Genomic DNA, 25211 nt, shown 5'->3' on the forward strand with positions numbered 1-25211 from the left:
CCGGCACGCTACGCCTTGGCGCTCCGGTTCCACCACCCCAGTCTGGCCTGTCGCTTCCCCAGGTGGAAGTGACAGGTCGCCCCGAACTCCAGCTCCCACTGCAGCGTCTGGGACAGCGTCAGCCCAAGCCAGTGCGCGGCCAGCATCCGCATCGGCCCGGCATGGGAGACGACCCAGAGGCAATCACCCGACCTTGCGTCGAGCGTGTCGGCCCACGCCGTCACCCGCGCCATCACCTGCTGCGCGCTTTCGCCGCCGTGCGGGCGCGCGCCCATCAGGTCCGCCGCCCACAGGTCGAGCGCATCGCGCGGAATGTCGCTCCACGCCTTGCCTTCCCACGCGCCGAAATCCAGCTCTCGCAGCCGGGGCTCGATTTCACGGATGGGCGTCTCGACATGCGCGGACAGTAGCGCCGCGGTTTCCATCGCACGCACTGCCGGACTCGTCACCAGACGTGAGGGCGGTAAATCGTCGAGCAGGCGCACGATCCGCTCCGGCGCCGGGCTGACCGGCTGCGCCAGTTTCAGATCGAGCGCGCCATAGCAAACGCCCGGCGCCACATCGGGCCGGACATGCCGGATCAGGACCACTTCCATGCCGCCGCCACAAGGTAGATCGACAATTCGGCAAGCTGCTGCGCCATGCCGAGACAGTCACCGGTATAGCCGCCGATACGGCGCACGAAGTACGCACCCAGCGCGGCACGCAGCACGGCCAGCACCAGAATCGCCACGCCCGCGAACACCGGCGACAGCCATAGCAGCGGCACGACACCGCACGCCAGCGCGAAAACCAGTCCGACACCAAACAGGCGCTGCGCCACCGGCTTGGCCTTGCCCTCGGCACGCACATAGTCATGCGTGGCCAGGAACGTGATCGCCATCGCGCGGCTGGCTCCGTGCGCCGCCACCAGCGACGCCAGCAGCACCATCGCACCGCCCGATTCCGCCACCGATACCAGCAGCTGCCACTTCAGCAACAGCGCCACCACAATGGCGATCGCGCCAAATGCGCCCACGCGCGAGTCGTGCATGATCCTCAGCACATCCTCACGGCGATAGCCACCACCGAAGGCATCGACGCAATCCGCCAGGCCATCCTCATGAAACGCGCCGGTGAACAGCAACGTGGCCGCCATGCCGAGCACGATCGCCACCGACGGGGACCAGAACGACAGCGCGCCCCATGTCACCAGCGCGCCGAACGCGCCAACGATCAACCCCACCAGCGGGAAGTAGCGCGACGCGGCATTCAGGAAGTGCGGCTCGAACCCCACCCAGCTCGCCAGCCGCGCCGGCAACGGCACGCGCGTGAAGTAGCCGACGGCAGTGAGAAACAAGCGGAGTTCGTTGGCCATCATGACGCCTCAGGTCGCTTTAGGTCGCTTCAGGTCGCTTTAGGTCGCCGATGCGTTGCTGACGCCCGCACCGCTGAACGTGGCCATTTCCCGCAGGAACGCCACTGCCGAAGCCACCAGCGGCCATGCCAGCGCCGCGCCGGTACCCTCGCCCAGCCGCAGGTCCAGTGCCAGCAGCGGCTCGGCCTTGAATTCGGCCAACAGCGCGCGGTGCCCATGCTCGTGCGAGCAGTGCGAGAACACGCAGTACTGCAGGACGTTCGGGTCGATGCGCGCGGCCACGAGCAACGCCGCCGATGCAATGAAGCCATCCACCAGAATCACCATGCGGCTGGCCGCGGCAGCCAGGTATGCGCCCGTCATCGCTGCGATCTCGAAGCCGCCGAACGTGGCCAGCACATCGAGCGGATCGGTGACGTCCGAGTGCCTGGCCAGCGCCCGCGAGAGGATCTCTTGCTTGCGGGCCACGCCCGCATCGTCGAGGCCCGTGCCACGGCCAATGCATGCCTCCAACGGCAAGCCGGTCAGGCGGCTCATCACGCAGGCCGCGGCCGACGTGTTGGCGATACCCATCTCGCCAAAGCCGATCACATTGGTACCTTGCTGGCCGTGCCGCAGCACCCGTGCGATGCCGGCATTGATCGCCGCGCCGGCCTGCTCCGGCGTCATGGCCGGCTCTTCGACAAAGTTGCGCGTGCCGTTGGCCACGCGGCAGTTCACGAGGCTCGGCGAGGCCGGCAGCGGCGCGCGCACGCCCACATCCACCACCTCGAGCGCCAACCCGTGAAGGCGGGTGAAGACGTTGATCGCCGCCCCGCCATTCAGGAAGTTCAGCACCATCTGCGCCGTGACCTCCGCCGGAAATGCGCTGACGCCCGTGTCCGCCACGCCGTGGTCGCCGGCAAACACGATGATTGCCGGGCGGGTCAGATCAGGAACGGTCTCGCCACGGATCAGCCCGATCTGCATGGCCAGCGTCTCGAGCCGGCCCAGCGAGCCGGGTGGCTTGGTCTTGTCGTCGATTGCGGCCTGCAACGCGGCGCGCAGCGATGCGTCGAGCGGCGCGATCGGTGGCAGGGTCAGTGCGTAGTCGGAAATTGCGGTTGCCATGGTGCTGATTCGAATGACGCGAATTACATTTCCACGCCCGGCTGGGCCTTGATGCCCTGCTCGAACGCGTGCTTGACCGGTGTCATGTCGGTCACGGTATCGGCGGCCTCGATCAGCGCGGACGGTGCGCCACGGCCTGTGATGACCACGTGCTGCTTCGGCGGACGCGCGCGCAGATCGGCGATGACGGTATCGAGATCAAGATAGTGCAGCTTCAGCGCAATGTTGAGTTCGTCGAACAGGATCAGGTCGAACGACGGATCGCGCAGCATCCGGCGCGCCACCTCCCATGCGGCCTCTGCCTTGGCCACGTCACGCGCGCGGTCCTGGGTTTCCCACGTGTAGCCTTCGCCCATCACGTGGAACTCGCACTCCTCCGGAAAGCGCCGCAGGAACATTTCCTCGCCGCTCGGGAATGCGCCCTTGATGAACTGGACCACGCCGGTACGCATGCCATGACCCATGGCGCGCACCACCATGCCAAAGCCCGAGCTCGACTTGCCCTTGCCATTGCCCGTGGTGATCACGATCACGCCGCGCTCGGTCTGCGCCGCGGCGATCTTGGAATCGACCACCTCCTTCTTGCGGACCATGCGTGCCTTGTGACGGGCATCGCGGCCGGCGTCATCGTTCGTATTCGGGGTATCGCTCATGTCTGATTTCCATCTGGGATCAGCGCGGTATGGGTGCCGTCGCTGATGCTGATAATCGGGGTACGCAGCGCATGGGAGCACTGCGCGGGAGTCAGGACCTCGTGCGCCGGGCCGTGCAGCGCGTGACCATCCTCGGCCATCAGCAGCGCGTGGGTGGCATAGCGATGCGCGAGGGTCAGGTCATGCACGATCACGACAACTGCATGGCGGCCCGATCGGGTCAGGCGCTGCAGCAGGTCGAGCACCATGATCTGGTGCCGCAGGTCCAGGTGCGCCACGGGTTCGTCCAGGAGCAGCAGCGGCGCCTGCTGCGCCAGCGCGGCAGCCAGCGACACGCGCTGGCGCTCGCCACCGGACAGTGTCAGCACGTCGCGGCCACGCAGCGGCTCGAGATCGAGCGCGTCGATGACATCATCCACGATCCGGTCATCGTCACGCTGGCCCCAGCCCCAGCCGCTCAGATGCGGATGCCGGCCGATGCGCACGGCGTCCTCGACGAGCATCGAGAACGTATCGTGCACAGCCTGGGGCAAATAGGCCCGCTGCCGCGCCAGCGTGGCAGGGGCGATCTGCGTGACCGCAATGTCGTCGACCTCGGCCGCGCCGCTGTCGGGCGCGCGCAGACCGGCCAGCACGCCCATCAGCGTGGACTTGCCGACCCCGTTCGGGCCGACGATGCACCAGAGCTGCCCCGCGCCGATCGACATCGAGAGGCCATCGAGCAGCACGCGGCTCCCGGCGTGCAGGCCGAGTTGCCGCAGCGTCAACTGCGGACAGTCTGTGAGCGGCTCGGACCAATGGCTCATCGCGGTCTCCGCAGCAGCAGGTAGAGGAAGGTCGGCACGCCCAGCAGCGCCGTGATGACGCCCACCGGCAGTTGCGTGGGGGCAACCACGGTACGCGCGATCAGGTCGGCAGCCATCAGCAAGGTGCCGCCCAGCAGCACTGACGCCGGCAGCAGCAGGCGCTGGTCGTTCCCCCAGGCTAGGCGCACCATGTGTGGCACCACCAGGCCGACGAAGCCAATCGACCCGGCCGTCGTGATGGCGGCGGCAATCGAAATGGAGGAAATCAGGAAGGTAGCCAGGCGCACGCGGCCAACGCGAACACCCAGCGATTGCGCCACGGTCTCGCCCAGCAGCATCACGTTTAGCGCCCGCGCCATCGGCAGGGCCAGCAGCAGTGCGGCGATCAAGGTGGCCAACGCCGCGCCATAGGCGGCCGTGCCACCGAGGTCGCCGGTCAGCCAGAACAACATGCCGCGCAGGCGCGATTCCGGCGCGATGGCGAGGATCAGCGTGATCAGCGCGCCCCACCCCGCGGCCAGGATGACACCGGTCAGCAGCAACCGCGCGCCGGCCTCCTGGTGTCCGCCCTGCACTTTGGGGTTGAGCAGGTCACGGCGGGCAAGTGTGGCGACGAGCAGCATGGACACCAGCGCACCACCCGCCGCGCTGGTGTGCACGATCCACTGCGGAAGCATCAGCAGCATCGACAGCAGCGCGCCGGTGGACGCCCCGCCTGAGACGCCGAGCACGTAGGGTTCGGCCAGCGGATTGCGCAACAACACCTGCATCAATGCGCCGGAAAGCGCCAGCAGCCCGCCACAGGCAAACGCGGCAGCGGCGCGTGGCAGCCGCAGTTCGCGCACGATGGCGCCTGCGGTGCCATTGTCCGCGCCGCTCAGCGCCTGCCAGAGCTGCCCGGCATCGAGCGACACGCTGCCGATCGCCAGCGACAGGCCAAAGACGGCCAGCCCCGCCAGCGCGAGGACACCCCAGACGATCAGCGCGCGCCGCAGCTCAGCCATGGCCATCCACGCGCGGCATCACTTCTGACGCCATCCCAGCGTGATGAAGCCGGCCCTGCCCTGCGTGTTGTACGGGTAGGCCAACTGGTAGTTCTTGTCGAACAGGTTTTCCACTCGGGCGGCGACGAACCATTGCTTGTCGATGTTGTAGCGGGCGTTCAGGTTGACGATACCGTACCCGCCCAGCGTGCGCGAACCGCTGTCGAGTCGCGCCGAGGATACCAGCCATTCGCCGCCGAAACGCCAGTTTCCGAAATTCCGGCCGACGTCGAACGACGCATGGCGCCGGGCACGCCGCAGAAGCTGCGAATTGTTGGTTTCATCCAGCGGATTCTGGAACGTCACGCTGGCGCCCACGTCGGTGCCCCACAGGCTGGCGCGCCACGATGCCTCGATCCCCTGCACCTTGGCCTTGTTGACGTTCTGCGCCAGGTAGAGGCCGTTGGGCTGCAACGCGGAGACGATCAGGTCGTTGTAGCGCGTCTCGAACGCAGTCACGCGCAGCAGGCCGGCCGACGCCGTCTCCACCTGCACCCCCACCTCCGCCGACTTGGCGCGTTCGGGCTGCAGGTTCGGCTGGCCGTAGTTCGGGTAGTAGAGTTCGTTGAACGTCGGCGCGCGGAACGCATTGCTGACACTGGCAAGCAACTTGACCGCGCTGGTCAGGTAGTAGCCGTAGCCGGCGTAGAAGCTGCCCTGGTCGCCGAAATCGGAATAGTGGTCGTTACGGCCGTTCAACTGGATCTGGTGCTTGCCGATACGGCCCTCGTAGCCACCATAGACCGAAAACACATTGCGCGACGGCGCGTTGTACGAGCTCGAAGCCAGCTCCTGCTGCAGCCAGTCCGTGCCAAACATCAGCGTATGGTCGGGTGTCAGCGCGTACTCGTTCTGCCAGTTGAACTGGCGGGTGCGCGTGCTGAACAGGCTGTCGAACAGGCCGTTGATCGTACCTTCGCTGCGGTCTTCGCTCTGCGCCACCTTGAAATGCGTGGTCCAGTCAGGTAGCACCTTGCCGTTGACGAACGCGGACAGCGTGTAGAGCTTGCTGTCCATGCGGTAGTCGTCGGTCGGCTTGCCGTAGGCGTTGTCGTAGGAAAGCTGGCTGTTCGAGTAGTAGGTCGCGACGCCAGCGTCCCAGTCCTGCGTGAACTGGTGCTTGATCTGGCCCGAGATGCTCTTGTTCTCGTACGGGTTGTTGCCGGGATTCGGGCCGATACCGCGCGCGGCGCTCTTCGGATTGTCGGCGTTCCACTGCGCCGCATTGATGGCCGAGAAGCCATCGGTCTTGTACATCGAGCCGGTGACGTTGAACGAGGTGGCACCGATCTGGCCACCGTAACCCACCGTGCCCTGGCGGGTATTGTTGCTGCCGTACTCCACCTGCGCGTTGGCGGCAGGCGCCTGGCCCGCGCCACTCTTCGTGAAGATCTGCACCACGCCGCCAACGGCGTCCGAGCCATAGAGCGCCGAGACGTTGCCGCGCACCACTTCGATATGGTCGATCTGGTCGGGCAGGATATTGGCGATCTGCGCATTGCCGCTGCTGACGCCGGAAATCCGCACGCCGTCGATCATGATCAGCACCTGATTCGAATTGGCGCCGCGCATGAACAGCGAGGTGTTGGTACCCATGCCGCCGTTGGTCGAGAACTCCACGCCCGCCTGGTTGCGCAGCAGCGAGCGCAGGTCCGGAGCCTGGGAGTTGACGATGTCTTCCTGGGTGACCACCGTGGTGTGCGGCAGGGCCTCGGTCACCGATTGCGCGGTTCGGGAGGCGGTGACGACCACGGGCGCCAGCGTCTGCCCGCCGGTCGCCTGCGCGGCCGCCGGTGCGGCTGCCGGTGCAGAAGCGGGAGCACTGGTCGATGCGCTGGCCGGCGTGCTGGTCGACGACTCATCGGGCGTCGCGTCCTGTGCGAAGACCGATGCGGACGGGAAAAGGGCGATGGCCGCCAGGATGGCGGGCATGGAGGGGCGAACCGACGGCTTCAGCGCGGCGGTCGACCTGGATAGCGTGGAACGCATGAGCAGGGATGGAATAGAACGGCCAAGCCCGTTCCCCCGCGGGCCATATGGCGATGAGGCATGGCACCTTCGGCGCGGCATACCCTCGTTCTGCAGGCCGGTATCCGGGCTGACGACATCAGGCTGGCCGCCTTCCCGATCAGATCGTGACGATTCAGATTCAGTGGCGTTTGGCCGGCCCTGCGAGCCGCACATGGCGGGCGTTCGCGGTCGCTTACCGTTGCGGGGGCAGCACAGGTTGGCCTGCCCCGATATGGATTTCGGCGCCCGGCTCCCTGTTTCCCGTTGAACTGCAGCCCTGTATGAGCAGGGCGCGAGCACCTGGAACGGGGGCGAGTGTATGGAGTTTCAACTTTGGCGTCAATGCAGCGGGTCAAGCTGCCGATAACCGAGATTTGATATCTGGAGACGGGCCGATCGTTACAGAACGATGCAACTTCGTGGCACCTCGGGCGTCTTAACCGGCTCGCTGGGTGTGGCCGAGCCGCCTGCATCGGCTAGAATCCCGAAACCTGACCTTCACTCCTACCGGACACGACAGGCACTATGCTCAACGAACTCGAACAACTGGCCGCCAAGATCGGGCGCGTGCTGCATCAAGCAGACACCCTGGCGGCGGAAAACCAGCGGCTGCGTGCGGAGATCGAGCGTCTGCAAGCCGAGGCGAGCCAGTTGCGCGCGGATCGCGAAGCCATGGCAGCCGACCGCGAACTGCTCAATATCAAGATCGAGGAAGCTCAGCTTCGCATCCAATCGATTCTCGACAAGCTGCCCACGGCCAGCGACGCGCGCCAGCTCGACCTGCTCGGCGACGGCAAGCGCGCTACATCTGAAGGTACGCAGCAGGCCCCCGGAGAACACGCATGAGCAACAAGCAAGTAGAAGTGAACATCGCCGGCCAACCGTATCGCTTCGCGATCGCACCGGACAACGAGGCCGCGCTGCTGGAAGCCGTGGCATTGGTCGATGACAAGATGAACAAGCTCAAGGGCACCGTCGCCGCGAAGGGCGTGGAGCGGGTGGCCGTGATGGCGGCGATCAGCATCGCGTCGGACCTGCTGGCGATGCGCCGCAAGCAGGAGGAAGAAGGCGCGATTCCGGTCGACGCAGTGCGCGCGCGCATTCGCGAACTGAACGAGCGCGCCGACGAAGCACTGCGCCAGTACGCGCACGTCGGCACGCGCTGAGCCGCCTGCTTGCGGCCTGCTTGCGCTCTGTTTCGCGGGCCGGAAGCGCCGGCCCTTGCATTGCGCGGCCACGGCCCCATCTGCCCGGATGTGAAGCCGATGCCGCGCATCGCGCGCGCCGCGCGCTAGTGTTGTGGAAAATGTAACGACGCCGTACGTCCAGCTTGGTATGACTGTCGTCGCGGTGTATAGTGTAGCCACTGCACGGCGCATGCGACCGATGCAGTTGGATGGTCGGGTTATCGCGCCTGGCCGCCGTTTCCATCCCATCCTTAGTTGAAACGGCAAACGTCTGACATCCCGAGCGTATTGCACGCACAGGAACTAAAAGTCAGACGTTTGACAGTTTCCCTGCCTGGTTCGTGAGGGTCATAAACTCCTTGAACCGATATGCATTGCATGGTGCGGGATCATGTCGTATGGGCGAGCGCGTTACCGCATTCATAGTCTGGGCCTAGCTTGGACTCCCTGAGTGGGCGATGTACCCGAAATACGACTTCCGCAGCCACTCTGAACCTCACTTGGGTTCAGGATGCCGACCCAGCGGCCGAGGCGGGGACCCCCTAAAAGGCGGTGGTTTGATAGAACCACCGCCTTTTTCTTTGACTGCTCATAGACGGACCGATCGGTATCACAATGCCCTCCTCCGCCCAGCGTGCCCGCCAGTACTGGCTGATGAAGTCCGAACCGGACGAAGCCAGCATCGATGATCTCGCCCGTGAAGGCACGTTGCCGTGGACCGGGGTTCGCAATTACCAGGCACGCAACTTCATGCGTGACCAGATGCGCATCGGCGACGGCGTCCTGTTCTATCACTCGTCATGCCCGGAGCCGGGCATCGCCGGCCTGGCCGAGGTCTGCTCCCAGCCCTACCCCGATTCCACGCAGTTCGATCCGAAGAGCGACTATTACGACAGCGCGTCGAAGCAGGACAATCCGCGCTGGTCGCTCGTCGACGTGAGCTTCGTCCGCAAGAGCACGCTGATCCCCCTCCAGGCACTGCGCGAGCACGATGCGCTGGCCGACATGGTCGTGCTCCGCCGCGGCAATCGTCTGTCGATCACGCCGGTCACGCCGGCCGAGTGGCGCTATATCACCGAAAAGCTGATGAAGTAAGCACCGCCGCGGCAATGCGGCACTGCGCGCCCAACAACACTGGGGCGCACCGACGCCGCCGGCGACTTTGATTTGCAGAAACCAGTGCGCGAGACACGCGCGAATGCGTCACGTCCGGGCGAGCCAGGGAACGAACGCCCGCCACGTGCGTCTGATAGCCATCACTTTGATCGGGAGAACAATATGAAGAAACTGCTGGCTGCCTCGCTGCTGAGTACAACCGCCGCCATGGCCGCCGCCCAGACGGTTGCACCTCCCTCGGGCGTTCTGTCGCTGTCCGCGCAAGCCGCGACCGAGGTGCCGACCGACGTCGTGCACCTGACCCTGGCTGCCGAACAGGAAGGCCCCGAGCCGACGGCCATCTCCAATGCACTGTCTTCGCGCACGCAGGCCGTGCTGGCACAGGCCAAGCGCACGTCAGGCGTGGAAGCCCAGTCCGGCGGCTTCACGATTCATCCGAATACCGACCGCAATGGCCGCATCAGCACGTGGCGTGGCCGCTCGGAGGTGATCCTGAAGTCGAAGGATTTCGCCGCCGTGTCGAAGCTGGCCGGCGAACTGGCCAGCCAGATGCAGGTGCAGAACATCGCGTTCTCGCTGTCACGCGAGACACGCCTGGCTGCCGAGCAAAAGCTCGCCGACCAGGCCGTGGCCGCGTTCCGCGACAAGGCACAGGCCACGACCAAGCTGTTCGGCTATAGCGGCTACACGATCCGCGAAGTCTCGCTGAACGAGTCCGGCGGTGTCATGCCAATGCCGCGCATGTATGCCGCGAAGGCCATGTCGGATAGCGCTGGCGCGCCGATTCCGGTAGAAGGTGGCAAGAGCCAGGTCACGGTTTCCGTGAACGGCTCGGTGCAGATGGTGAAGTAAGCGGGTCACTCCCCTCTCCCGTGGTGTATAGACCAGGAAACGGGAGAGGGGGCCGAGCCCCTCTCGGCTCAACTCACAGCGCCCCGAACTGCTGGCGCAGCACGTTCTTCTGCACCTTGCCCATCGTATTGCGCGGCAACTCATCAACCACGTGCACACGCTTGGGTACCTTGAAATTGGCGATGCGGCCCTTCAGCGTGCCGATCATGCCAGCCTCATCAATCTCCACGCCTGGCTTGCGTACGACCACGGCCACCACGGCCTCGCCGAAGTCGACATGCGGCACGCCGATCACGGCTGACTCCACCACGCCCGGCATCTCGTCGATAAAGCTCTCGATTTCCTTCGGATACACGTTGTAGCCGCCCGAGATGATCAGGTCCTTGCTGCGGCCTACGATGGTCAGGTAGTTGTCCGGCACGATGCGCTCGCCTGCCTGGCTGACGATCGCGCCACCAAAGCGGCCCACGTCCCCAGTCTTGAACCAGCCGTCGGCCGTAAATTCCTCCGCCGTCTTCTCGGGCATCCGCCAGTAACCCTTGAACACGTTCGGGCCCTTGACCTCGACGTTACCGATCACACCCGGTTCGCACGACTTGCCTTCGCTGTCCGTCACGCGCACCGACACGCCCGGCAGCGGCATGCCCACGGTGCCACCGATCCGCTCACCCAGCGCCGGGTCATACGGATTCGATACCAGCATCACGGTCTCGCTCATGCCGTAGCGCTCCAGGATTGCCTGGCCGGTGCGCTCGCGGAATGCATCGAACGTCTCCAGCAGCAGCGGCGCCGAGCCCGAGACGAACAGGCGCATGTTGCTGCACAGATCCTTGTCGAACCGGGGCTCCTGCAGCATTCGCACGTAGTACGTCGGCACGCCCATCATTACGGTGGTACGCGGCAGGTACTTCAGGATCTGGCCCATGTCGAGCTTCGGCGCCCAGATCATCTTGGCGCCCGCGAGCAGCGCGCCATGCGAGGCCACGAACAGGCCATGCACGTGGAAGATCGGCAGCATGTGCAGCAGCACATCATCGCTGCGCCAGCCCCAATACTCGTTCAGCGTTTGCGCGTTCGATGCCAGGTTTCGATGCGTCAGCATCGCGCCCTTGCTGCGGCCGGTGGTGCCCGACGTGTAGAGAATCGCGGCCAGATCGTCGTCCGCACATTCGACCGTCTCGAACGTGTCAGGCTGCACCGCCGCGCGTTGCAGCAGCGAACCCGTGCGGTTGTCGTCGAGCGTGAAAACATGAGCGGTGCCGTGCCGGAACGCCACTTTCGACACCCAGCCGAAGTTGTTGCTGCTGCAGACCACCACGGCAGGCTCGGCGTTGCCGACAAAGTAGTCGATCTCGGCCTCCTGGTACGCGGTGTTCAGCGGCAGATACACATAGCCGGCGCGCAACGTGGCCAAGTACAGGAACAGTGCTTCCGGCGACTTCTCGACCTGCACCGCCACGCGCGAGCCAGCGGGCAGCTTCAGCGCGGTCAGCAGGTTGGCCAGCTTGGCCGTGGCGCGATCGAGGTCGTCCCACGAGTAGTAGAGCCCGTCATGCGTTTCGATGCAGCACGCGGTGCGGTCGGCGGGAAAGCGGGATTCGAACAGGGTGAACAGATTGGCGTTCATGGTGCAGGACTAGTACGAAACAAGTACGGGACAGGTACGGAATGCTGGAAAAAGCGAACCCAGGGAGCCTTGGCGATACGGTGCGGCCGGTAATGATAGCCCGGCCGCCCCCCGGCTACTCCCCGGTGAAATCCGGAGGCCGATGCGCCAGGAACGCAGCCACGCCTTCGGCATGGTCGCGACTGGTGGCGTAACGGAAATGGGCGTCGAATTCGGCGTCGGTCAGCAGCGTGGGATCTGGCGACAGGCGGCGAATCGTCGTCTTGTTGATGCGGGCCGCGAGCGGCGCGCCGGCGCTCAGCCGTTGCACGGTTGCCGTCACTTCGTCGTGCATGGCTGCCGCAGGCACCACTCGTGTGAGCAGCCCCTTGCGCTCAGCCTCCACGGCATCGAACACACGGCCTTCGAGCAGGATCTCGAGCGTCACCGCCTGCCCCACCAGCGCAAGCAGGCCGCGCAATTCGCCGGGCGCCATCGGAAAGCCGAGCCGGTTGATCGGCACGCCGAAGCGGCTGCCGGCAGCGGCCACGCGCAGGTCGCAATTGCAGGCGATCTCGAGGCCACCGCCAACGCAAACGCCCTCGATGGCGGCCAGCGTCGGATGCGGACATTCTGAAATCGCGCGCAGCGCCGGTGCGATGATCTCCGTGTGGTAGCGGCGGACAGCCGCCTCGTCGCCGCGCACGGTCGGAAACTCCGCAATGTCGGCGCCGGCGGCGAAGTTGCCGTCGGCACCGCGCACCAGCACGCAGCGCAACGACGTGTCCGCCGCCAGCGTGGCGAATCCGGCGGCCAGCGCCTGCCACATGTCGACCGAGATTGCATTGAGCTTGCCCGGATTCGACAGCGTGACGATGGCCGTCGACCCTTCGCGCGAGAACGTGACGGTGCCGCTCATCAGTCGATCTTCGCGCCCGAGCGCTGCACCACGTCTGCCCAGCGCTTGATCTCGGCGTGCTCGAATTGCGCGAACTGCTCCGGCGTGTACTGCGGGATGTCCGAACCGTTCTGCAGCCAGATCTGCTTCATCTCCGGGTTGTTCAGCGCCTTGGTGGTCTCGGCGTAGAGCCTGTCGACGACTTCCTTAGGCGTGCCCTTGGGCGCCCACAGCGCATACCAGGTGGACACGTCGTAGTTGGGCAAACCGGCCTCGGCAGCGGTCGGCACGTTCGGGAACGCGGCGGAACGCGTCTTCGATGCCACGGCCAGCGCCTTGATGCGGCCGGCGCGGATATGTTGCGACGATGAACCAAGACCATCGAACATCAGATCCACCTGGCCGGCGATCAGGTCCGACAGCGCAGGGCCCGCGCCCTTGTACGGCACGTGGATCAGATCGGTCTGCGTCTGCAGCTTGAACAGCTCACCCGCCAGATGGTGCGAGGAACCGTTGCCGGCCGAGGCGTAGTTGAGCTTGCCCGGATTGGCCTTGGCATAGGCGATCAGGTCCTTCACGCTGGTGGCCTGCACCTTGCCAGAATTGACTACGATCACCTGCGGCGGCTGGGCAATCACCGTGATGGGAATGAAGTCCTTCTCGATGTCGTAGTCGAGCTTCTTGTAGAACGACGGTGCGATCGCGTGATGCGCGCCGCCAATGAACAGCGTGTAGCCATCGGGGGCCGCCTTGGCGGCGATGCTCGCGCCAACGGTGCCGCCCGCGCCACCACGATTGTCGATGACGAACTGCTTGCCGAGCTGCTTGGACAACTGCGCGGTAAGCGGCCTCGCAAACGCATCGGTGCCGCCGCCGGCCGGGAACGGCACGATAACGGTGACCGGCTTGCTCGGCCATGTATCGGCCTGCGCGGCCGGTGCGTAAAGACTGGTGACCCCGGTCCCGGCCATCAGGCCAGCCACTGCAAACACGCGTGCAAATGTGGTCAGATTCCGCTGACGACGATTCATGTACTGTCTCCTCTCTCTTCTCTTTGGAAAGTCAATCAAAAGTACCGCTTGCTACGACTCATACACCCGACGAAAAATTGCCCTGACTGTCTCCGTGTCCGCTCGTTTTCGACCCTCGGTCACAGAAGCTTTGCTACCGCCCGACTGATGCGGGGATTGCCGTCGCCAAGGCGAGCCAGATTGTCATCCAGCGCATCGGGCACGTAAAGGTAGTTGACCATCATGCCGCACGATTGCGCACGCCCTTTGCGTGACATGTCTGCGCCCCAGTTCACGCGCTCCACGCATGCGCCATTGCCGAGGTGGAAGCGCGCCACAGGATCAGCGGGCACGCCCTTGCCACCCTCTCGCACCAGGTAGTGCGCGGCCAGTGTCATGGCCGTATCGCGTATCACGGTGTCTTCGGTGTCCGCTGACAACGCGCTGAACCATGCGGCGCCATCGGCGGGCACCTCACCGTGCTGCTCGCGCCAGCGCGCAAGGCGCTTGACACCGAGCACGCGGCCGATGGACTCACCATCCCGCTTGCGTAGCCAGTCCGCAAACCCGGGGATCGGCGACAGCGTGGCGAACTGCTTGAGCTTGGGATGCTCGCGCTGCAATTCCTCGATCACCCGCTTGAGCAGGAAGTTGCCGAAGCTCACGCCGCGCAACCCCGCCTGCGTGTTCGAGATCGAATAGAAGATGGCCCACTTCACGCGCCGCAGGTCTTCCAGCGGTGCGGCTTCATCGAGCAATGCCTGCACGTTGGCGGCCATCTCGGGCACGAACGCAACCTCGACGAAGATCAGCGGTTCGCGCGGAATGCGGGGGTGGAAGAACGCGTAGCAGCGGCGATCCGAATCCAGCCGGTTGCGCAGGTCGGTCCACGACGAGATCTCGTGCACGGCCTCGTAGCGAATCAGCTTCTCGAGCAGCGACGCGGGCGAGTCCCACGTGATCGGCTGCAGTTCGAGCAAACCCACGTCGAACCAGTTCGAGAACAGCGCCTCCAGATCCTCATCGAGTTCGCGCAAGCCCGGAATGCGCTTGTGCCAGCGCAGCATGTCCGCGCGCAACTGGATCAGGAAGTGCAGCCCGCAAGCACTGTTGCCACGCTGCCCATGCAGTGCGGCAAAGCGCTTGAAGAAGCGGATGCGTGCGTTGGACAGCGCCTGCGACAAGCCGGACGCGGTAGCCGGCTGGCCGCTAGCCGCATCGCGGACGGCGGCCACCTCGGCCAGCACGCCGAGCATCGCCTGGCGAACCGGCTCCACCGCGGCCTCGTATTCGTCCTGCCACGCCTGGGCGGCAGCATTGGCGGCGACATCGGTCAGCCGCGCGTCGAAGCACTGCCGCAACTGGTCGCGCTGACGTTTGGTTGCGCGCGTGGACAGGGCGGGTGTGTCCTGCGCCTTCGCGGGGCCTGCCGCGGTGGCATCCGCCTCGCCCTTCCGGTTCCACCAGCGGCCGAAGCGCGACAGCAAGGTGTCGGACACGGGTTCGGCGGCATCGAGCGGCGCGCTGACTTTCTGTTGATCTGAGGTGTCGAGGGCGGTCATGGAGATTCCTGCGGAGGGGGCGAGCGGATCGATCACAAACCTTCAGTCCTGTCCGGCCAGGCGAAGCTGGCCCGGCGCCACGGCGGGCGGCTCCGGATCGGCACGATCCAGCGCGCTCAACGCGCCGCGCTGGCGCAGCACGTGGGTCTTCATCAGTGCTTCCGCGCCTTCCGGATCGTGGGCCTTGAGCGCGGAGAACACCGACATGTGCTCGGCGCATGACTCCTGAATGCGGCCCGGCAGCTTCAGGCTCTTGTGCCGCGACAGGCGCAGCACCTTGCGCAGGTCGCTGACCACGCCCGACAGCCAGCGGTTGCCGGCCAGCCGCTGGATCGCCTCATGAATCTGGTAGTTGGTCTCGTAGTAGGCGTCGATATCGCCCGCCGCCGCATGATGGGCCAACTCGGCGTGCAAGCCTTCGAGCGCATCGAGATCGGCCTGGGTGACGTTACGCGCGGCCTCGTAGGCGCAGCGCCCTTCGAGCAGGGCCATCAGCGGAAAGATTTCGTCGAGATCCTGCTCGGTGAGCGCATTGACGAAACATCCGCGACGCGGCTCCAGCCGCACCAGCCCTTCCGCGGCCAGGACCTTCAGCGCCTCTCGCATAGGCGTGCGCGATGTGCCCAGTGCGGCCGCAAGCGCCACTTCGTCGATCCACGCGCCTGGCAACAGCGTGTGATCGTCGATCATGGCACGCAGCCGATCGGCAACTTCGAGGTAAAGCGCCTGCTGGACGATCCGCATGAAGCCCTTTCGATGACATCACCGAGCGGCGCATACACCGCAATAATTCATAATTATGAATAAGGACGCGCGCGCCGCAAGGAGTTTCGATGCTGCAAAGCGGCATCGAAGTCGTGAATCGACCATGCGCCACACGGTGATATCGGATAGTCCCGTGAGATGAAGGCGGAAGAAGACGATGGGATGCGGATAGAGGGGATAGAGGTGCGGCGGGCAACGTTCCTGCCTCCCACAGGAAAATTGCCCGCGCCAGAAAGAACCGCCACTGGACAACATCATCGGCGCCGGACTGGATGCGCCTGGCGCGCGTGGGTCAGATTTGACATGCTGGCGCTGGCCCAGCGCCTGCCCCCGTTCAAGCACCCAAGTCTGGGTGCAGATTTTCCCGTTTGGCTTTTCTGTCGTTTTCGGTCGCATCCGCGCATCTGTCGTGCGCGCTCTCCCTTCGATGCGGCCGTGGACATTTCCTGTCCCGACCTGATTCTTGTAACAGACTATATAGCGAGGACCATGCCACGCTGGCTAAGTTATTGATTTTATTGAGGCGGACGATCCGAGACTTGTTACAAGTGCCAGATCATGTAACAGGATGTTTCTCCTTCGTTACGACCGCGACTACCCTGCTGGTTGTCGCCAATATGCCGCAGCGAGCGATTAGTGATGGCGGCGGTACGCCGCGATGCGAAAATGCGCCGCACACTGCACGAAAGCCGGTGTTCAATCGGTTGCAAACATGAAACATGGGCGGGAAGCGACATCCGGCCCTGCCAAAACTCTCGGAGAGGTCAGGCATGGAAGACAATTTTCAGGGAAGCCACTACATCGGCGACGGAACGCAGGCCGCGCCGCGCAATCTGCCCCTGTCGTTCACTGGCTCGGGGTCCGAGTACTTCCGCATCTGGATCGTCAACGCATTGCTGTCGATCATCACGCTGGGCATCTACTCCGCGTGGGCAAAGGTCCGCACGCTGCAGTACTTCTATCGCAATACGCAGCTCGATGGCGCCACGTTCGACTACCACGGCAGTCCAACCGCGATTCTCAAGGGCCGCGCGATCGTGTTCGTCCTGGCCCTGGCGTACAACCTGGCCAGTCATGCGTCGCCGCTACTGGCTGTCGGGCTGGCCGTCGTGCTGGCTGCCGTGTTTCCGTTTCTGCTGGTTCGCTCGCTGCGATTCCGCATGGCGAACTCGAGCTATCGCGGTCTGCGTTTCGCCTTTATCGGCAAGGATGCCGAGGGTTATCAGGTCTTTCTGCTCTGGCCGATCCTGACCGTGTTGTCGCTCTATCTGCTGGCGCCGTTCGCGCACCAGCGTTTCAAGCGCTACCAGCACAACCACACGCTGTTCGGCACGGCGCCGTTCGCATTCGACGCCACGGCCAGCGCTTTCTACGGTGTCTACCTGCGCACCGCAGGCATGGTCGCGATCTTCCTGATCGGCGGCGGTCTGGTGGGCGGCTCGCTGGCCAGCGCGGTTGGGCAATCGAAAGGCGCGGTCGGCGTTGTCTTTGGCATGATGATGATCGGCCTGTACTTCGGCCTGATGATGATCGGCCCCTATTTCACGGCCCGGCTGCAGAACCTGGTGTGGAACAACACCACCCTGCTGCCGCACCGCTTTCGCAGTGACGTGCGGGCCGGCAAGCTGTTCTTCATCGTGCTGACCAACTTCATCTTCATCGCACTGACGCTGGGCCTGTTCTATCCATTCGCGCGCGTGCGCTCGACGCGCTATCGCGTGGAAGCGATGACGATGATCGCCGTCGGGCCGCTCGACGAGTTCGTGGCTGGCGAGCAGCAGAACGTTGGCGCGCTCGGTGATGCTGCGGTCGACTGGTACGACATCGACATCGCGCTCTGACAGCCACCACCAACGGACACGCCCGAAAACAGTCATGGTTGCCGCGCAATACTTCGACACCCGCTCATCACGCGCGCACGCGGTGATGCTGATCGTCACGAACGGCGAGGCCATCCTGCAGGATGCGAATGGCGCTGAGTTGCGACGGGCGCCACTCGCAGCACTGCGCGTGTCGGAACGCATCAAGCGCGCGCCACGGCTTGTCACGTTCGACGACGGCGCTTATTGCGAGATCTCGGACCAGGCCACGTTCGATGCGATGCTCGCGGCAACTGGACATCGCGAAGGCCTGGTTTCGCGTGCGCAGAACAGCTGGCGTCTGGCCGGACTGTCGCTACTCGGGCTGGTCGTGTTCGTGGTGTTTTCGTACTACTACCTGCTGCCTTGGACGGCCACAGTGGTGGCGCGATCTGTGCCGCCGTCGATCGAGGCTCAGTTGGGAAAGGCCACCCTCGACAGCCTGGACCAGGGGCTGGTGGAACCTACGAAATTGCCACAGGCCGACCAGCAGCGCATTCGTGACAACTTCGCCGCGTTGCGCCGCCCGGACGATCCGGGCCACCACTATCAGATCCTGTTTCGCAAGGGCGGGCGGCTTGGCGCCAATGCCGTGGCACTACCGGGCGGCACGATCGTCGTCACCGACGAGCTGGTCAAGCTGATTGGCACGGGCGCGGGCATGATGGGTGTGCTGGCCCACGAGGCCGGCCACGTGGCCGAGCGCCACGGCCTGCAGCAGGTGTTCCAGGCATCGGTGGTCGGCGCGCTGGCGGCGTACATGGTCGGCGATGTTTCATCGCTGCTGGCCACGGTACCCGCCGCGATGATGTCGATGCGCTATTCGCGCGAGCACGAACGCGAGGCGGATGCCTATGCAGTGAAAATCCTGCGGGACAACCGGCTACCGGTGACCGCGCTGGCCGATGCGCTACAGCAACTCGAGGATGCGCACCGCACGGGCGCCGGCAAGCAGGCTGCCGACGACGACGAGAGCGGCTTCTTCTCGACCCACCCGCTGACGCGGGAGCGGATCGAAGCCATCAGGAATGGCGGGGAGTGATTTTCATGCTTCCCTATTCCACTTGTGGAAGAGGGAAGCAAACCGAGAGTCAGCCTGACGGCCTGACGATCAGCGCGCCGCTGCCGTCGCCCCATTGCCACGACGGTAAGCCCAGACCACCATCACGACGCCGATCACGATCATCGGCAGGCTCAGCCACTGACCCATCGACAGCTTGAGCGCCAGCAGGCCCAGGAAGTTGTCCGGCTCGCGGGCAAACTCGGCCAGGAAGCGGAACGCGCCATAGCCGATCAGGAACACGCCCGATACCGCGCCCATCGGCCGCGGCTTGCGTGAGAACAGCCACAGGATGATGAACAGCGCCACGCCTTCGCCAGCGAACTGGTAAAGCTGCGACGGATGGCGCGGGATGTTGTCGCCGGCCTGCGGGAAGATCATGCCCCACGGCAGATCGGTCGGACGCCCCCACAATTCGCCGTTGATAAAGTTGCCGATCCGCCCCGCCGCGAGTCCGCACGGAATCATCGGCGCGATGAAGTCGGTCACCTCCATCCAGTGGCGACGGCGCACTTTCGCGAACACCCACATCGCGATCAGGACGCCCAGGAATCCGCCGTGGAACGCCATGCCACCCTCCCAGACCTTGAAGATCTCGAGCGGGTGCGTGAGGTAATAACCCGGCTTGTAAAACAGCACGTAGCCCAGGCGGCCGCCCAGGATGACCCCGAGTACCCCGTAGAACAGCATGTCATCGAGGTCCCGCGCCACCCAGCCACGCGCCGCGATATGCGGCTGGCGGATACGCAGTCGGCCGAACCACAGGAACATGATGAAGCCGGCCAGGTACATCAGGCCGTACCAGCGGATGGCCAGCGGCCCGAGGTGAATGGCGACCGGGTCGAATTGGGGATGAACGAGCATGTCGGATCGAGTGAGTATCGGTAAGTATTCTGGACAGCGAGGAGTAGCGGAGTCAGGCCTTTATGCCATTGTCTTGCGTCAGTCCGATGGCGCCGGCGAGGTCCATGGCGATATCGATGAAAGAGCGCAGCACGGGCGCCACGCCAGCCGCGCCTTCACGCCAGACCAGACCAGTTTCGATTTCCGGCCCGGCATCGCGCAACGCCAGATATGACACGCCAGTCCGGCGCAGGTTGCATAGCGACGCGGGCACCAGCGCCACCCCCATGCCGGCGGAGACCAGGCTGACGATCGTCTGCATCTGTATCGCCTCCTGGGCAATCATCGGCGTCAACCCGTCGCGCGCGTAATAGCCCGTAATGATGTCATAAAACGCTGGCGCGCTTCGGCGCGGGAAGATGATCAGCGGCTCGTGCGCGGCGTCGCGCAGGGCCACGGTCTGCGGTGGCGCGCCATCGGCCTGCCCCGCCGGGCGCCAGCCATCGGGCACGGCCAGCACAAGCGGTTCGCGTACCAGTGGCAAATAGGAGAGCCCGTGCGGCATCACGGTCAGTTGCGGGCGGATGACCAGACCCGCGTCGATCGTCCCCTCGACCAGCGCCTCGAGCTGGACGTCGCTGGTGGCCTCGCGCAGTTGTAGCTGGACTTCCGGATGCCGGGCGCGGAAATGCCGCAGAAGGTCAGGCAGGATGCCGTAATCGGCCGTACTGACGAACGCCAGCGCCAGCGAGCCAACCTCCCCCCGCGCGAGCCGCTGGGCCAGCCCGGGCAACGCGGCCGCATCGGCCAGCACGCGGCGCACCTCCGGCAGCCATTGCTGGCCGGCCGGCGTAAGCATCACCGAGCGGCGCGTGCGCACGAACAACTGGACGCCGATCTCCTCCTCCAGTGCCTGGATCTGCTGCGACAGCGGCGGCTGCGTCATGGCGAGCCGCCGCGCGGCGCGGCCGAAATGCAACTCTTCGGCCACTGTGACGAAATAACGTAGCTGGCGCAGGTCCACGGGGTAGCTTGATATTTTTATCGACTCAATAAAGGTCGAATCATATATTTGACACGATAAAACGCAAGCGCCATTCTTCTGACCACAACACGGCCACCCGCCACCAGCCCCCCGGAGACACCCGCCATGGCTTTCAACAAACGTTCCCAGCACATCACGCAAGGCGTGGCGCGCTCCCCCAACCGTTCGATGTACTACGCGCTCGGCTACAAGAAGGAAGACTTCGACAAGCCGATGGTGGGCATCGCCAACGGCCACTCGACGATCACTCCCTGCAACGCCGGCCTGCAGCGCCTGGCGGACGCGGCCGTGGATGCGATCAAGGCCTCGGACGCCAACCCACAGATCTTCGGCACACCGACGATCTCCGACGGCATGTCGATGGGCACCGAAGGCATGAAGTACTCGCTGATCTCGCGTGAAGTCATTGCCGACTGCATCGAGACAGCCGCCCAGGGCCAGTGGATGGACGGCGTGGTCGTGATCGGCGGCTGCGACAAGAACATGCCGGGCGGCATGATCGCGCTGGCGCGCACCAATGTGCCGGGCATCTACGTCTACGGCGGCACCATCCGTCCGGGCAACTGGAAGGGCAAGGACCTGACCATCGTGTCGTCGTTCGAGGCCGTGGGCGAATTCACCGCCGGCCGCATGAGCGAGGAAGACTTCGAAGGCGTGGAAAAGAACGCCTGCCCGAGCACCGGCTCGTGCGGTGGCATGTACACCGCCAACACAATGAGCTCGTCGTTCGAGGCGCTGGGCATGTCGCTGCTGTATTCGTCGACGATGGCCAACCCGGACCAGGAGAAGGTAGACAGCGCCGCCGAATCGGCCCGCGTGCTGGTGGAAGCCATCAAGAAGGACATCAAGCCGCGCGACATCATCACGCGCAAGTCAATCGAGAACGCCGTGACGCTGATCATGGCCACGGGCGGCTCCACCAACGCGGTGCTGCATTACCTGGCCATCGCCCACTCGGCCGAAGTGGAATGGACCATCGACGATTTCGAGCGCATCCGTCGCCGCGTGCCGGTGATCTGCAACCTGAAGCCGTCGGGCGCCTACGTGGCCACCGACCTGCACCGCGCCGGTGGCATTCCGCAAGTGATGAAGATCCTGCTGAACGCCGGTCTGCTGCACGGCGACTGCCTGACGATCACGGGCCGCACGCTGGCCGAAGAACTCGAGCACGTTCCCAATGAGCCGCGCGCCGACCAGGACGTGATCCTGCCGATCTCGCAGGCCCTGTACAAGCAAGGCCACCTGGCCATCCTGAAGGGCAACCTCGCCGAGGAAGGCGCGGTGGCCAAGATCACCGGCCTGAAGAACCCTGTCATCACCGGCCCGGCCCGCGTGTTCGAGGACGAGCAGAGCGCCATGGATGCGATCCTAGCGGACAAGATCAACGCTGGCGACATCCTGGTGCTGCGCTACCTCGGCCCGAAGGGCGGCCCAGGCATGCCTGAAATGCTGGCGCCGACGTCGGCGATCATCGGCAAGGGTCTCGGCGAATCGGTTGGTTTCATCACTGACGGCCGCTTCTCGGGCGGCACCTGGGGCATGGTGGTTGGCCACGTTGCGCCGGAAGCCCATGTGGGCGGCACGATTGCACTGGTTCAGGAAGGCGACTCGATCACGATCGACGCGCACCAGTTGCTGCTGCAACTGAATGTGGCCGACGAAGAGCTGGCCCGCCGCCGCGCTGCCTGGAAGCAGCCGGCTCCGCGTTACACGCGCGGCGTGCTGGCGAAGTTCGCGAGGCTGGCCTCCACGGCCAGCAAGGGTGCCGTGACGGACTGATCCGGCTGGCATAGCCCCCTGCAATGCAAAAGGCCTGCGATTCAATCGCAGGCCTTTTTACATGGGTGCCGATACCGGCGCGGGCCGGTGGCAAGGCCCAGGCTCACATCCCGCCCGGGTCCCGCTCGATTTCCTCCAGCGTCGCGTCGAGCCACTCCACCAGCCGGGCCTCGAGCGCCTGGGTCAGTTCATTGGCCAGTTGCGCCGTCAGCGGCGCCAGCCGCGACTGCAGCGTGGCTTCGGTATGGGCTTCCACCACCTGCGGCCACTCGGTGCGGAAGCGCATCATCACGCGCGTCAGCAACTCGGTGCGCACCGCGCGCAGGTCGTCGGCGCCCGGCATGAACGGGGTCGTGTCGACCACGTCGGACGTCGCAGCCGGCACGTCCTCTCCCGCCGATCCGAAATCGCCAACCGCGGTGACCACGCCAGATTCTGGCATGTCCGCCGTGTCGATCACCGTGGCCTGGGCTGGCGCGGGTGCGGGTGCCGGCGCAGGTGCATCGAACACGGTGTCCGGCAACTCGACCACTTCGGTCAGCAGCGGCACGCTGTCATTGGGATCCAGCCGCGGAATGACCCGCGAAGTCGTGCGTTCGCTCATGCCGCATCTCCCTTGGCCTGGCCAATGTCATGGTGCGTGAGCGGATAGCCTCGCTCACGATAGAAACGATACCGCTCCCGCCCGGAATCCCGGGCTTCGGGCGTGGCGCCGACCACTTCGATCAACCGTTCGAAGCTGGCGAACTGCGCCGGGGCCTCCGGCGCCAGGTTCACCAGCAACTGATGGTGCGGTACGGCGTCGAGCGCGGCGGCCAGGATGATCGGCGTCACCGCCGCATTCGGGCTGTCGACCCCGCAGTGCGGCAGGAAGTCGAGCGGCGAAAACGACCACAGCCGCGCGTCGAGCTGCGCCAGCTGCTGCGGCGCGCCGTGCACCACCACCTTCTGCCCTGCCCCATAGGCCTTGCGAACCAGACGGCAGACATATGTCAGCGTGTCCGGCACATTGCTATGGAAGTCGATGCGCGTCATCCCGGCTACCTTTCCCTGAACCTAATATCCGCCCGATACGCCCGATTACGCCGCGCGGTCCATCAGGAACTGCGTCAGCAACGGCACCGGACGGCCCGTGGCGCCCTTGGCCGCGCCGCTCTTCCACGCCGTGCCGGCGATGTCGAGGTGGGCCCAGTCGTACTTCTCGGTATAACGCGCCAGGAAGCAGGCCGCGGTCACGCTGCCGGCCGGACGGCCACCGATATTGGCCATGTCGGCAAAGTTCGACTTGAGCTGGTCCTGGTAGTCATCGTCCAGCGGCAGACGCCAGGCCGTATCCATGGCCTTGCGGCCGGCACCCAGCAACTGGTCCGCCAGCGCGTCGCTGCGGGCGTACAGGCCGCTGTTGACGTGGCCGAGCGCGATGATGCAGGCACCGGTCAGCGTGGCCACGTCGATCACGGCAGCCGGCTTGAAGCGCTCCACGTAGGTGAGCGCGTCGCACAGGATCAGGCGGCCTTCGGCGTCGGTATTGAGGATTTCGATGGTCTGGCCGGACATGCTGGTCACCACGTCGCCCGGCTTGGTGGCGATGCCACTCGGCATGTTCTCGCAGGTCGGCACCACGGCGATCACGTTCTGCTTCAGGCCCATTTCGGCCACGGCCTGGATCGTGCCCAGCACCGATGCCGCGCCGCACATGTCGTACTTCATTTCGTCCATGCCCTCGCCCGGCTTCAGCGAGATGCCACCCGTATCGAACGTGATGCCCTTGCCCACCAGCACCACCGGCGCCTGCTTGGCGCTCGCGCCGTCATAGCGCAGTACGATGAACTGCGGCGGCTCGACGCTGCCCTTGGTCACGGCCAGGAAGGCGCCCATGTTGAGCGCCTCGATCTGCTTGCGGCCCAGGATCTCCACCTTGAGCTTGTGGCGCTTGGCGATGCCACGGGCGGTATTGGCCAGATAGGTCGGCGTGCAGATGTTGGACGGCAGGTTGCCCAGGTCGCGGGTCAGTTCCATGCCGTTGGCGATGGCGGTGCCACGCACGGCGGCCTGCGAGGCGGCCTTGGCGTCGCCCACGTCCACGGCCAGCACGATCTTGCGCAGCGACGCCTTGTCGATGGCGCCAGCGCCCCGGGGAGCGCGCTTGAGCTCGGGATGGCGCTCCAGCAGGCGATAACCGGCCTCCCGGACCAGCGTGATCGTGGTGATGATGGCCCAGGCCACGTCGCGCGGCTGCGGCGGCTGCTGAACCAGGCACCAGAGCGCCGAGGCGGCGCGCGTGCCGCCCAGGGCACGCGTGGCGGTGCGCACGGCTTCGGCAAAGGCCTTGTCGTTGAAATCGGCTTCCTTGCCCAGGCCCACCAGCAGCACGCGGGCGGCGCCAATGCCGGCCACCTCGTGCAGCATCAGTTGCGTGCCGCGCTTGCCTTCGAAGTCGCCTTGCTTGACCAGACGCGCCACCAGCCCCTTGGTGGCAACGTCCAGCGCCTTGGCCACGCCGGCCAGACTTTGGCCCTCGAACAGGCCAACCACCAGACAGTCAGTCTTCGTGGCCAGAAAACCATTTTGGCCGGCTTTGCTCAGATCCAGGGCTTTTGTGCTAAATTCCATCGCGCTTCCTTCCAGGGGCTCGTCGAAAAGAAACCCC

The 25211-nt window shown here is 65.1% G+C and carries 24 protein-coding genes, 1 other RNA gene and 1 riboswitch; of the genes, 8 read left to right on the top strand and 17 right to left on the bottom strand.

Annotation, left to right across the window (positions count from 1 at the left end; all coding sequences use genetic code 11):
* Positions 1 to 8: 8 nt before the first annotated feature.
* Genes cobC through K6G35_RS12720 form a run of 7 tightly spaced genes read right to left on the bottom strand, consistent with a single transcriptional unit; the run spans position 9 to position 6958 of the window.
* On the bottom strand, positions 9 to 596 hold the full coding sequence (gene cobC, locus K6G35_RS12690; protein WP_008644063.1) for an alpha-ribazole phosphatase: 588 nt from the start codon (positions 594 to 596) through the stop codon (positions 9 to 11).
* The gene (locus tag K6G35_RS12695) at positions 581 to 1360 is read right to left on the bottom strand and encodes an adenosylcobinamide-GDP ribazoletransferase (protein WP_495675798.1); all 780 of its coding nucleotides are present in this window, start codon (positions 1358 to 1360) and stop codon (positions 581 to 583) included. Before K6G35_RS12695 ends, cobC begins: the two co-directional genes overlap by 16 nt.
* Positions 1361 to 1396: 36 nt before the next feature.
* Positions 1397 to 2467, bottom strand: a complete 1071-nt coding sequence (gene cobT, locus K6G35_RS12700) for a nicotinate-nucleotide--dimethylbenzimidazole phosphoribosyltransferase (protein WP_008644067.1) — start codon at positions 2465 to 2467, stop codon at positions 1397 to 1399.
* 23 nt (positions 2468 to 2490) lie between these two features.
* Positions 2491 to 3120 (bottom strand): cob(I)yrinic acid a,c-diamide adenosyltransferase, encoded by a 630-nt coding sequence (cobO, locus tag K6G35_RS12705; RefSeq protein ID WP_008644069.1) that lies wholly within the window; start codon positions 3118 to 3120, stop codon positions 2491 to 2493.
* On the bottom strand, positions 3117 to 3926 hold the full coding sequence (locus K6G35_RS12710) for an ABC transporter ATP-binding protein (RefSeq protein ID WP_017512420.1): 810 nt from the start codon (positions 3924 to 3926) through the stop codon (positions 3117 to 3119). Before K6G35_RS12710 ends, cobO begins: the two co-directional genes overlap by 4 nt.
* Entirely contained in the window at positions 3923 to 4930 is a 1008-nt protein-coding gene (locus K6G35_RS12715; RefSeq protein WP_186424804.1) for a FecCD family ABC transporter permease, read from the bottom strand. The genes K6G35_RS12710 and K6G35_RS12715 overlap by 4 nt, the downstream gene beginning before the upstream one ends.
* Positions 4931 to 4948: 18 nt before the next feature.
* On the bottom strand, positions 4949 to 6958 hold the full coding sequence (locus K6G35_RS12720; RefSeq protein ID WP_495675799.1) for a TonB-dependent receptor plug domain-containing protein: 2010 nt from the start codon (positions 6956 to 6958) through the stop codon (positions 4949 to 4951).
* 78 nt (positions 6959 to 7036) lie between these two features.
* Positions 7037 to 7298, bottom strand: a riboswitch (cobalamin riboswitch).
* A gap of 206 nt (positions 7299 to 7504) precedes the next feature.
* On the opposite strand from K6G35_RS12720, the gene K6G35_RS12725 reads away from it, so the two are divergent.
* From K6G35_RS12725 to K6G35_RS12745, 5 genes are all read left to right on the top strand, one after another.
* The gene (locus K6G35_RS12725; protein ID WP_008644078.1) at positions 7505 to 7825 is read left to right on the top strand and encodes a hypothetical protein; all 321 of its coding nucleotides are present in this window, start codon (positions 7505 to 7507) and stop codon (positions 7823 to 7825) included.
* Positions 7822 to 8145, top strand: a complete 324-nt coding sequence (locus K6G35_RS12730) for a cell division protein ZapA (RefSeq protein WP_008644084.1) — start codon at positions 7822 to 7824, stop codon at positions 8143 to 8145. The genes K6G35_RS12725 and K6G35_RS12730 overlap by 4 nt, the downstream gene beginning before the upstream one ends.
* A gap of 345 nt (positions 8146 to 8490) precedes the next feature.
* Positions 8491 to 8708: non-coding RNA, 6S RNA (ssrS, locus tag K6G35_RS12735), on the top strand.
* A gap of 73 nt (positions 8709 to 8781) precedes the next feature.
* Positions 8782 to 9261 (top strand): EVE domain-containing protein, encoded by a 480-nt coding sequence (locus K6G35_RS12740; RefSeq protein ID WP_008644085.1) that lies wholly within the window; start codon positions 8782 to 8784, stop codon positions 9259 to 9261.
* Between the two features lie 183 nt (positions 9262 to 9444).
* A complete protein-coding gene (locus K6G35_RS12745) occupies positions 9445 to 10134 on the top strand; it encodes an SIMPL domain-containing protein (protein WP_008644086.1) in 690 nt (229 codons plus the stop codon).
* A 73-nt stretch (positions 10135 to 10207) separates the two neighbouring features.
* Here K6G35_RS12745 and K6G35_RS12750 read toward each other — a convergent pair whose 3' ends face one another.
* The 5 genes from K6G35_RS12750 to K6G35_RS12770 form a co-directional block, all read right to left on the bottom strand.
* A complete protein-coding gene (locus K6G35_RS12750; RefSeq protein ID WP_008644087.1) occupies positions 10208 to 11761 on the bottom strand; it encodes a malonate--CoA ligase in 1554 nt (517 codons plus the stop codon).
* 115 nt (positions 11762 to 11876) lie between these two features.
* On the bottom strand, positions 11877 to 12659 hold the full coding sequence (locus K6G35_RS12755; protein ID WP_495675800.1) for an enoyl-CoA hydratase/isomerase family protein: 783 nt from the start codon (positions 12657 to 12659) through the stop codon (positions 11877 to 11879).
* On the bottom strand, positions 12659 to 13669 hold the full coding sequence (locus tag K6G35_RS12760; protein WP_008644089.1) for a Bug family tripartite tricarboxylate transporter substrate binding protein: 1011 nt from the start codon (positions 13667 to 13669) through the stop codon (positions 12659 to 12661). The genes K6G35_RS12755 and K6G35_RS12760 overlap by 1 nt, the downstream gene beginning before the upstream one ends.
* Before the next feature lie 119 nt (positions 13670 to 13788).
* Positions 13789 to 15210, bottom strand: a complete 1422-nt coding sequence (locus K6G35_RS12765; protein WP_495675801.1) for a malonyl-CoA decarboxylase domain-containing protein — start codon at positions 15208 to 15210, stop codon at positions 13789 to 13791.
* Positions 15211 to 15252: 42 nt separating this feature from the next.
* A complete protein-coding gene (locus K6G35_RS12770; protein WP_008644091.1) occupies positions 15253 to 15954 on the bottom strand; it encodes a GntR family transcriptional regulator in 702 nt (233 codons plus the stop codon).
* A 791-nt stretch (positions 15955 to 16745) separates the two neighbouring features.
* On the opposite strand from K6G35_RS12770, the gene K6G35_RS12775 reads away from it, so the two are divergent.
* Complete coding sequence (locus tag K6G35_RS12775) at positions 16746 to 17816, top strand: YjgN family protein (protein WP_008644092.1); 1071 nt, start codon at positions 16746 to 16748, stop codon at positions 17814 to 17816.
* A 34-nt stretch (positions 17817 to 17850) separates the two neighbouring features.
* Positions 17851 to 18876, top strand: coding sequence for a M48 family metallopeptidase (locus K6G35_RS12780; protein ID WP_495675802.1), 1026 nt, complete (start codon positions 17851 to 17853; stop codon positions 18874 to 18876).
* 69 nt (positions 18877 to 18945) lie between these two features.
* Here the strand turns inward: K6G35_RS12780 and lgt are convergent, their stop codons facing one another.
* A complete protein-coding gene (lgt, locus tag K6G35_RS12785; protein WP_186424799.1) occupies positions 18946 to 19758 on the bottom strand; it encodes a prolipoprotein diacylglyceryl transferase in 813 nt (270 codons plus the stop codon).
* A 52-nt stretch (positions 19759 to 19810) separates the two neighbouring features.
* Positions 19811 to 20761: a LysR family transcriptional regulator gene (locus tag K6G35_RS12790; protein WP_008644095.1), complete on the bottom strand. Its 951-nt coding sequence runs from the start codon at positions 20759 to 20761 to the stop codon at positions 19811 to 19813.
* Between the two features lie 126 nt (positions 20762 to 20887).
* Here K6G35_RS12790 and ilvD point away from each other — a divergent pair, with 126 nt between their 5' ends.
* Positions 20888 to 22561 carry a dihydroxy-acid dehydratase gene (gene ilvD, locus K6G35_RS12795; RefSeq protein ID WP_495675803.1) on the top strand — a complete coding sequence of 558 codons (1674 nt, stop codon included), beginning with the start codon at positions 20888 to 20890 and terminating at the stop codon, positions 22559 to 22561.
* A 103-nt stretch (positions 22562 to 22664) separates the two neighbouring features.
* Here ilvD and K6G35_RS12800 read toward each other — a convergent pair whose 3' ends face one another.
* Genes K6G35_RS12800 through K6G35_RS12810 form a run of 3 tightly spaced genes read right to left on the bottom strand, consistent with a single transcriptional unit; the run spans position 22665 to position 25174 of the window.
* The gene (locus K6G35_RS12800) at positions 22665 to 23165 is read right to left on the bottom strand and encodes a hypothetical protein (protein ID WP_495675804.1); all 501 of its coding nucleotides are present in this window, start codon (positions 23163 to 23165) and stop codon (positions 22665 to 22667) included.
* Complete coding sequence (locus tag K6G35_RS12805) at positions 23162 to 23596, bottom strand: DNA polymerase III subunit chi (protein WP_008644100.1); 435 nt, start codon at positions 23594 to 23596, stop codon at positions 23162 to 23164. The genes K6G35_RS12800 and K6G35_RS12805 overlap by 4 nt, the downstream gene beginning before the upstream one ends.
* A 45-nt stretch (positions 23597 to 23641) precedes the next feature.
* Complete coding sequence (locus K6G35_RS12810) at positions 23642 to 25174, bottom strand: leucyl aminopeptidase (RefSeq protein ID WP_008644101.1); 1533 nt, start codon at positions 25172 to 25174, stop codon at positions 23642 to 23644.
* Positions 25175 to 25211 lie beyond the last annotated feature (37 nt).

It is taken from the genome of Cupriavidus sp. HY129 (assembly GCF_059492215.1).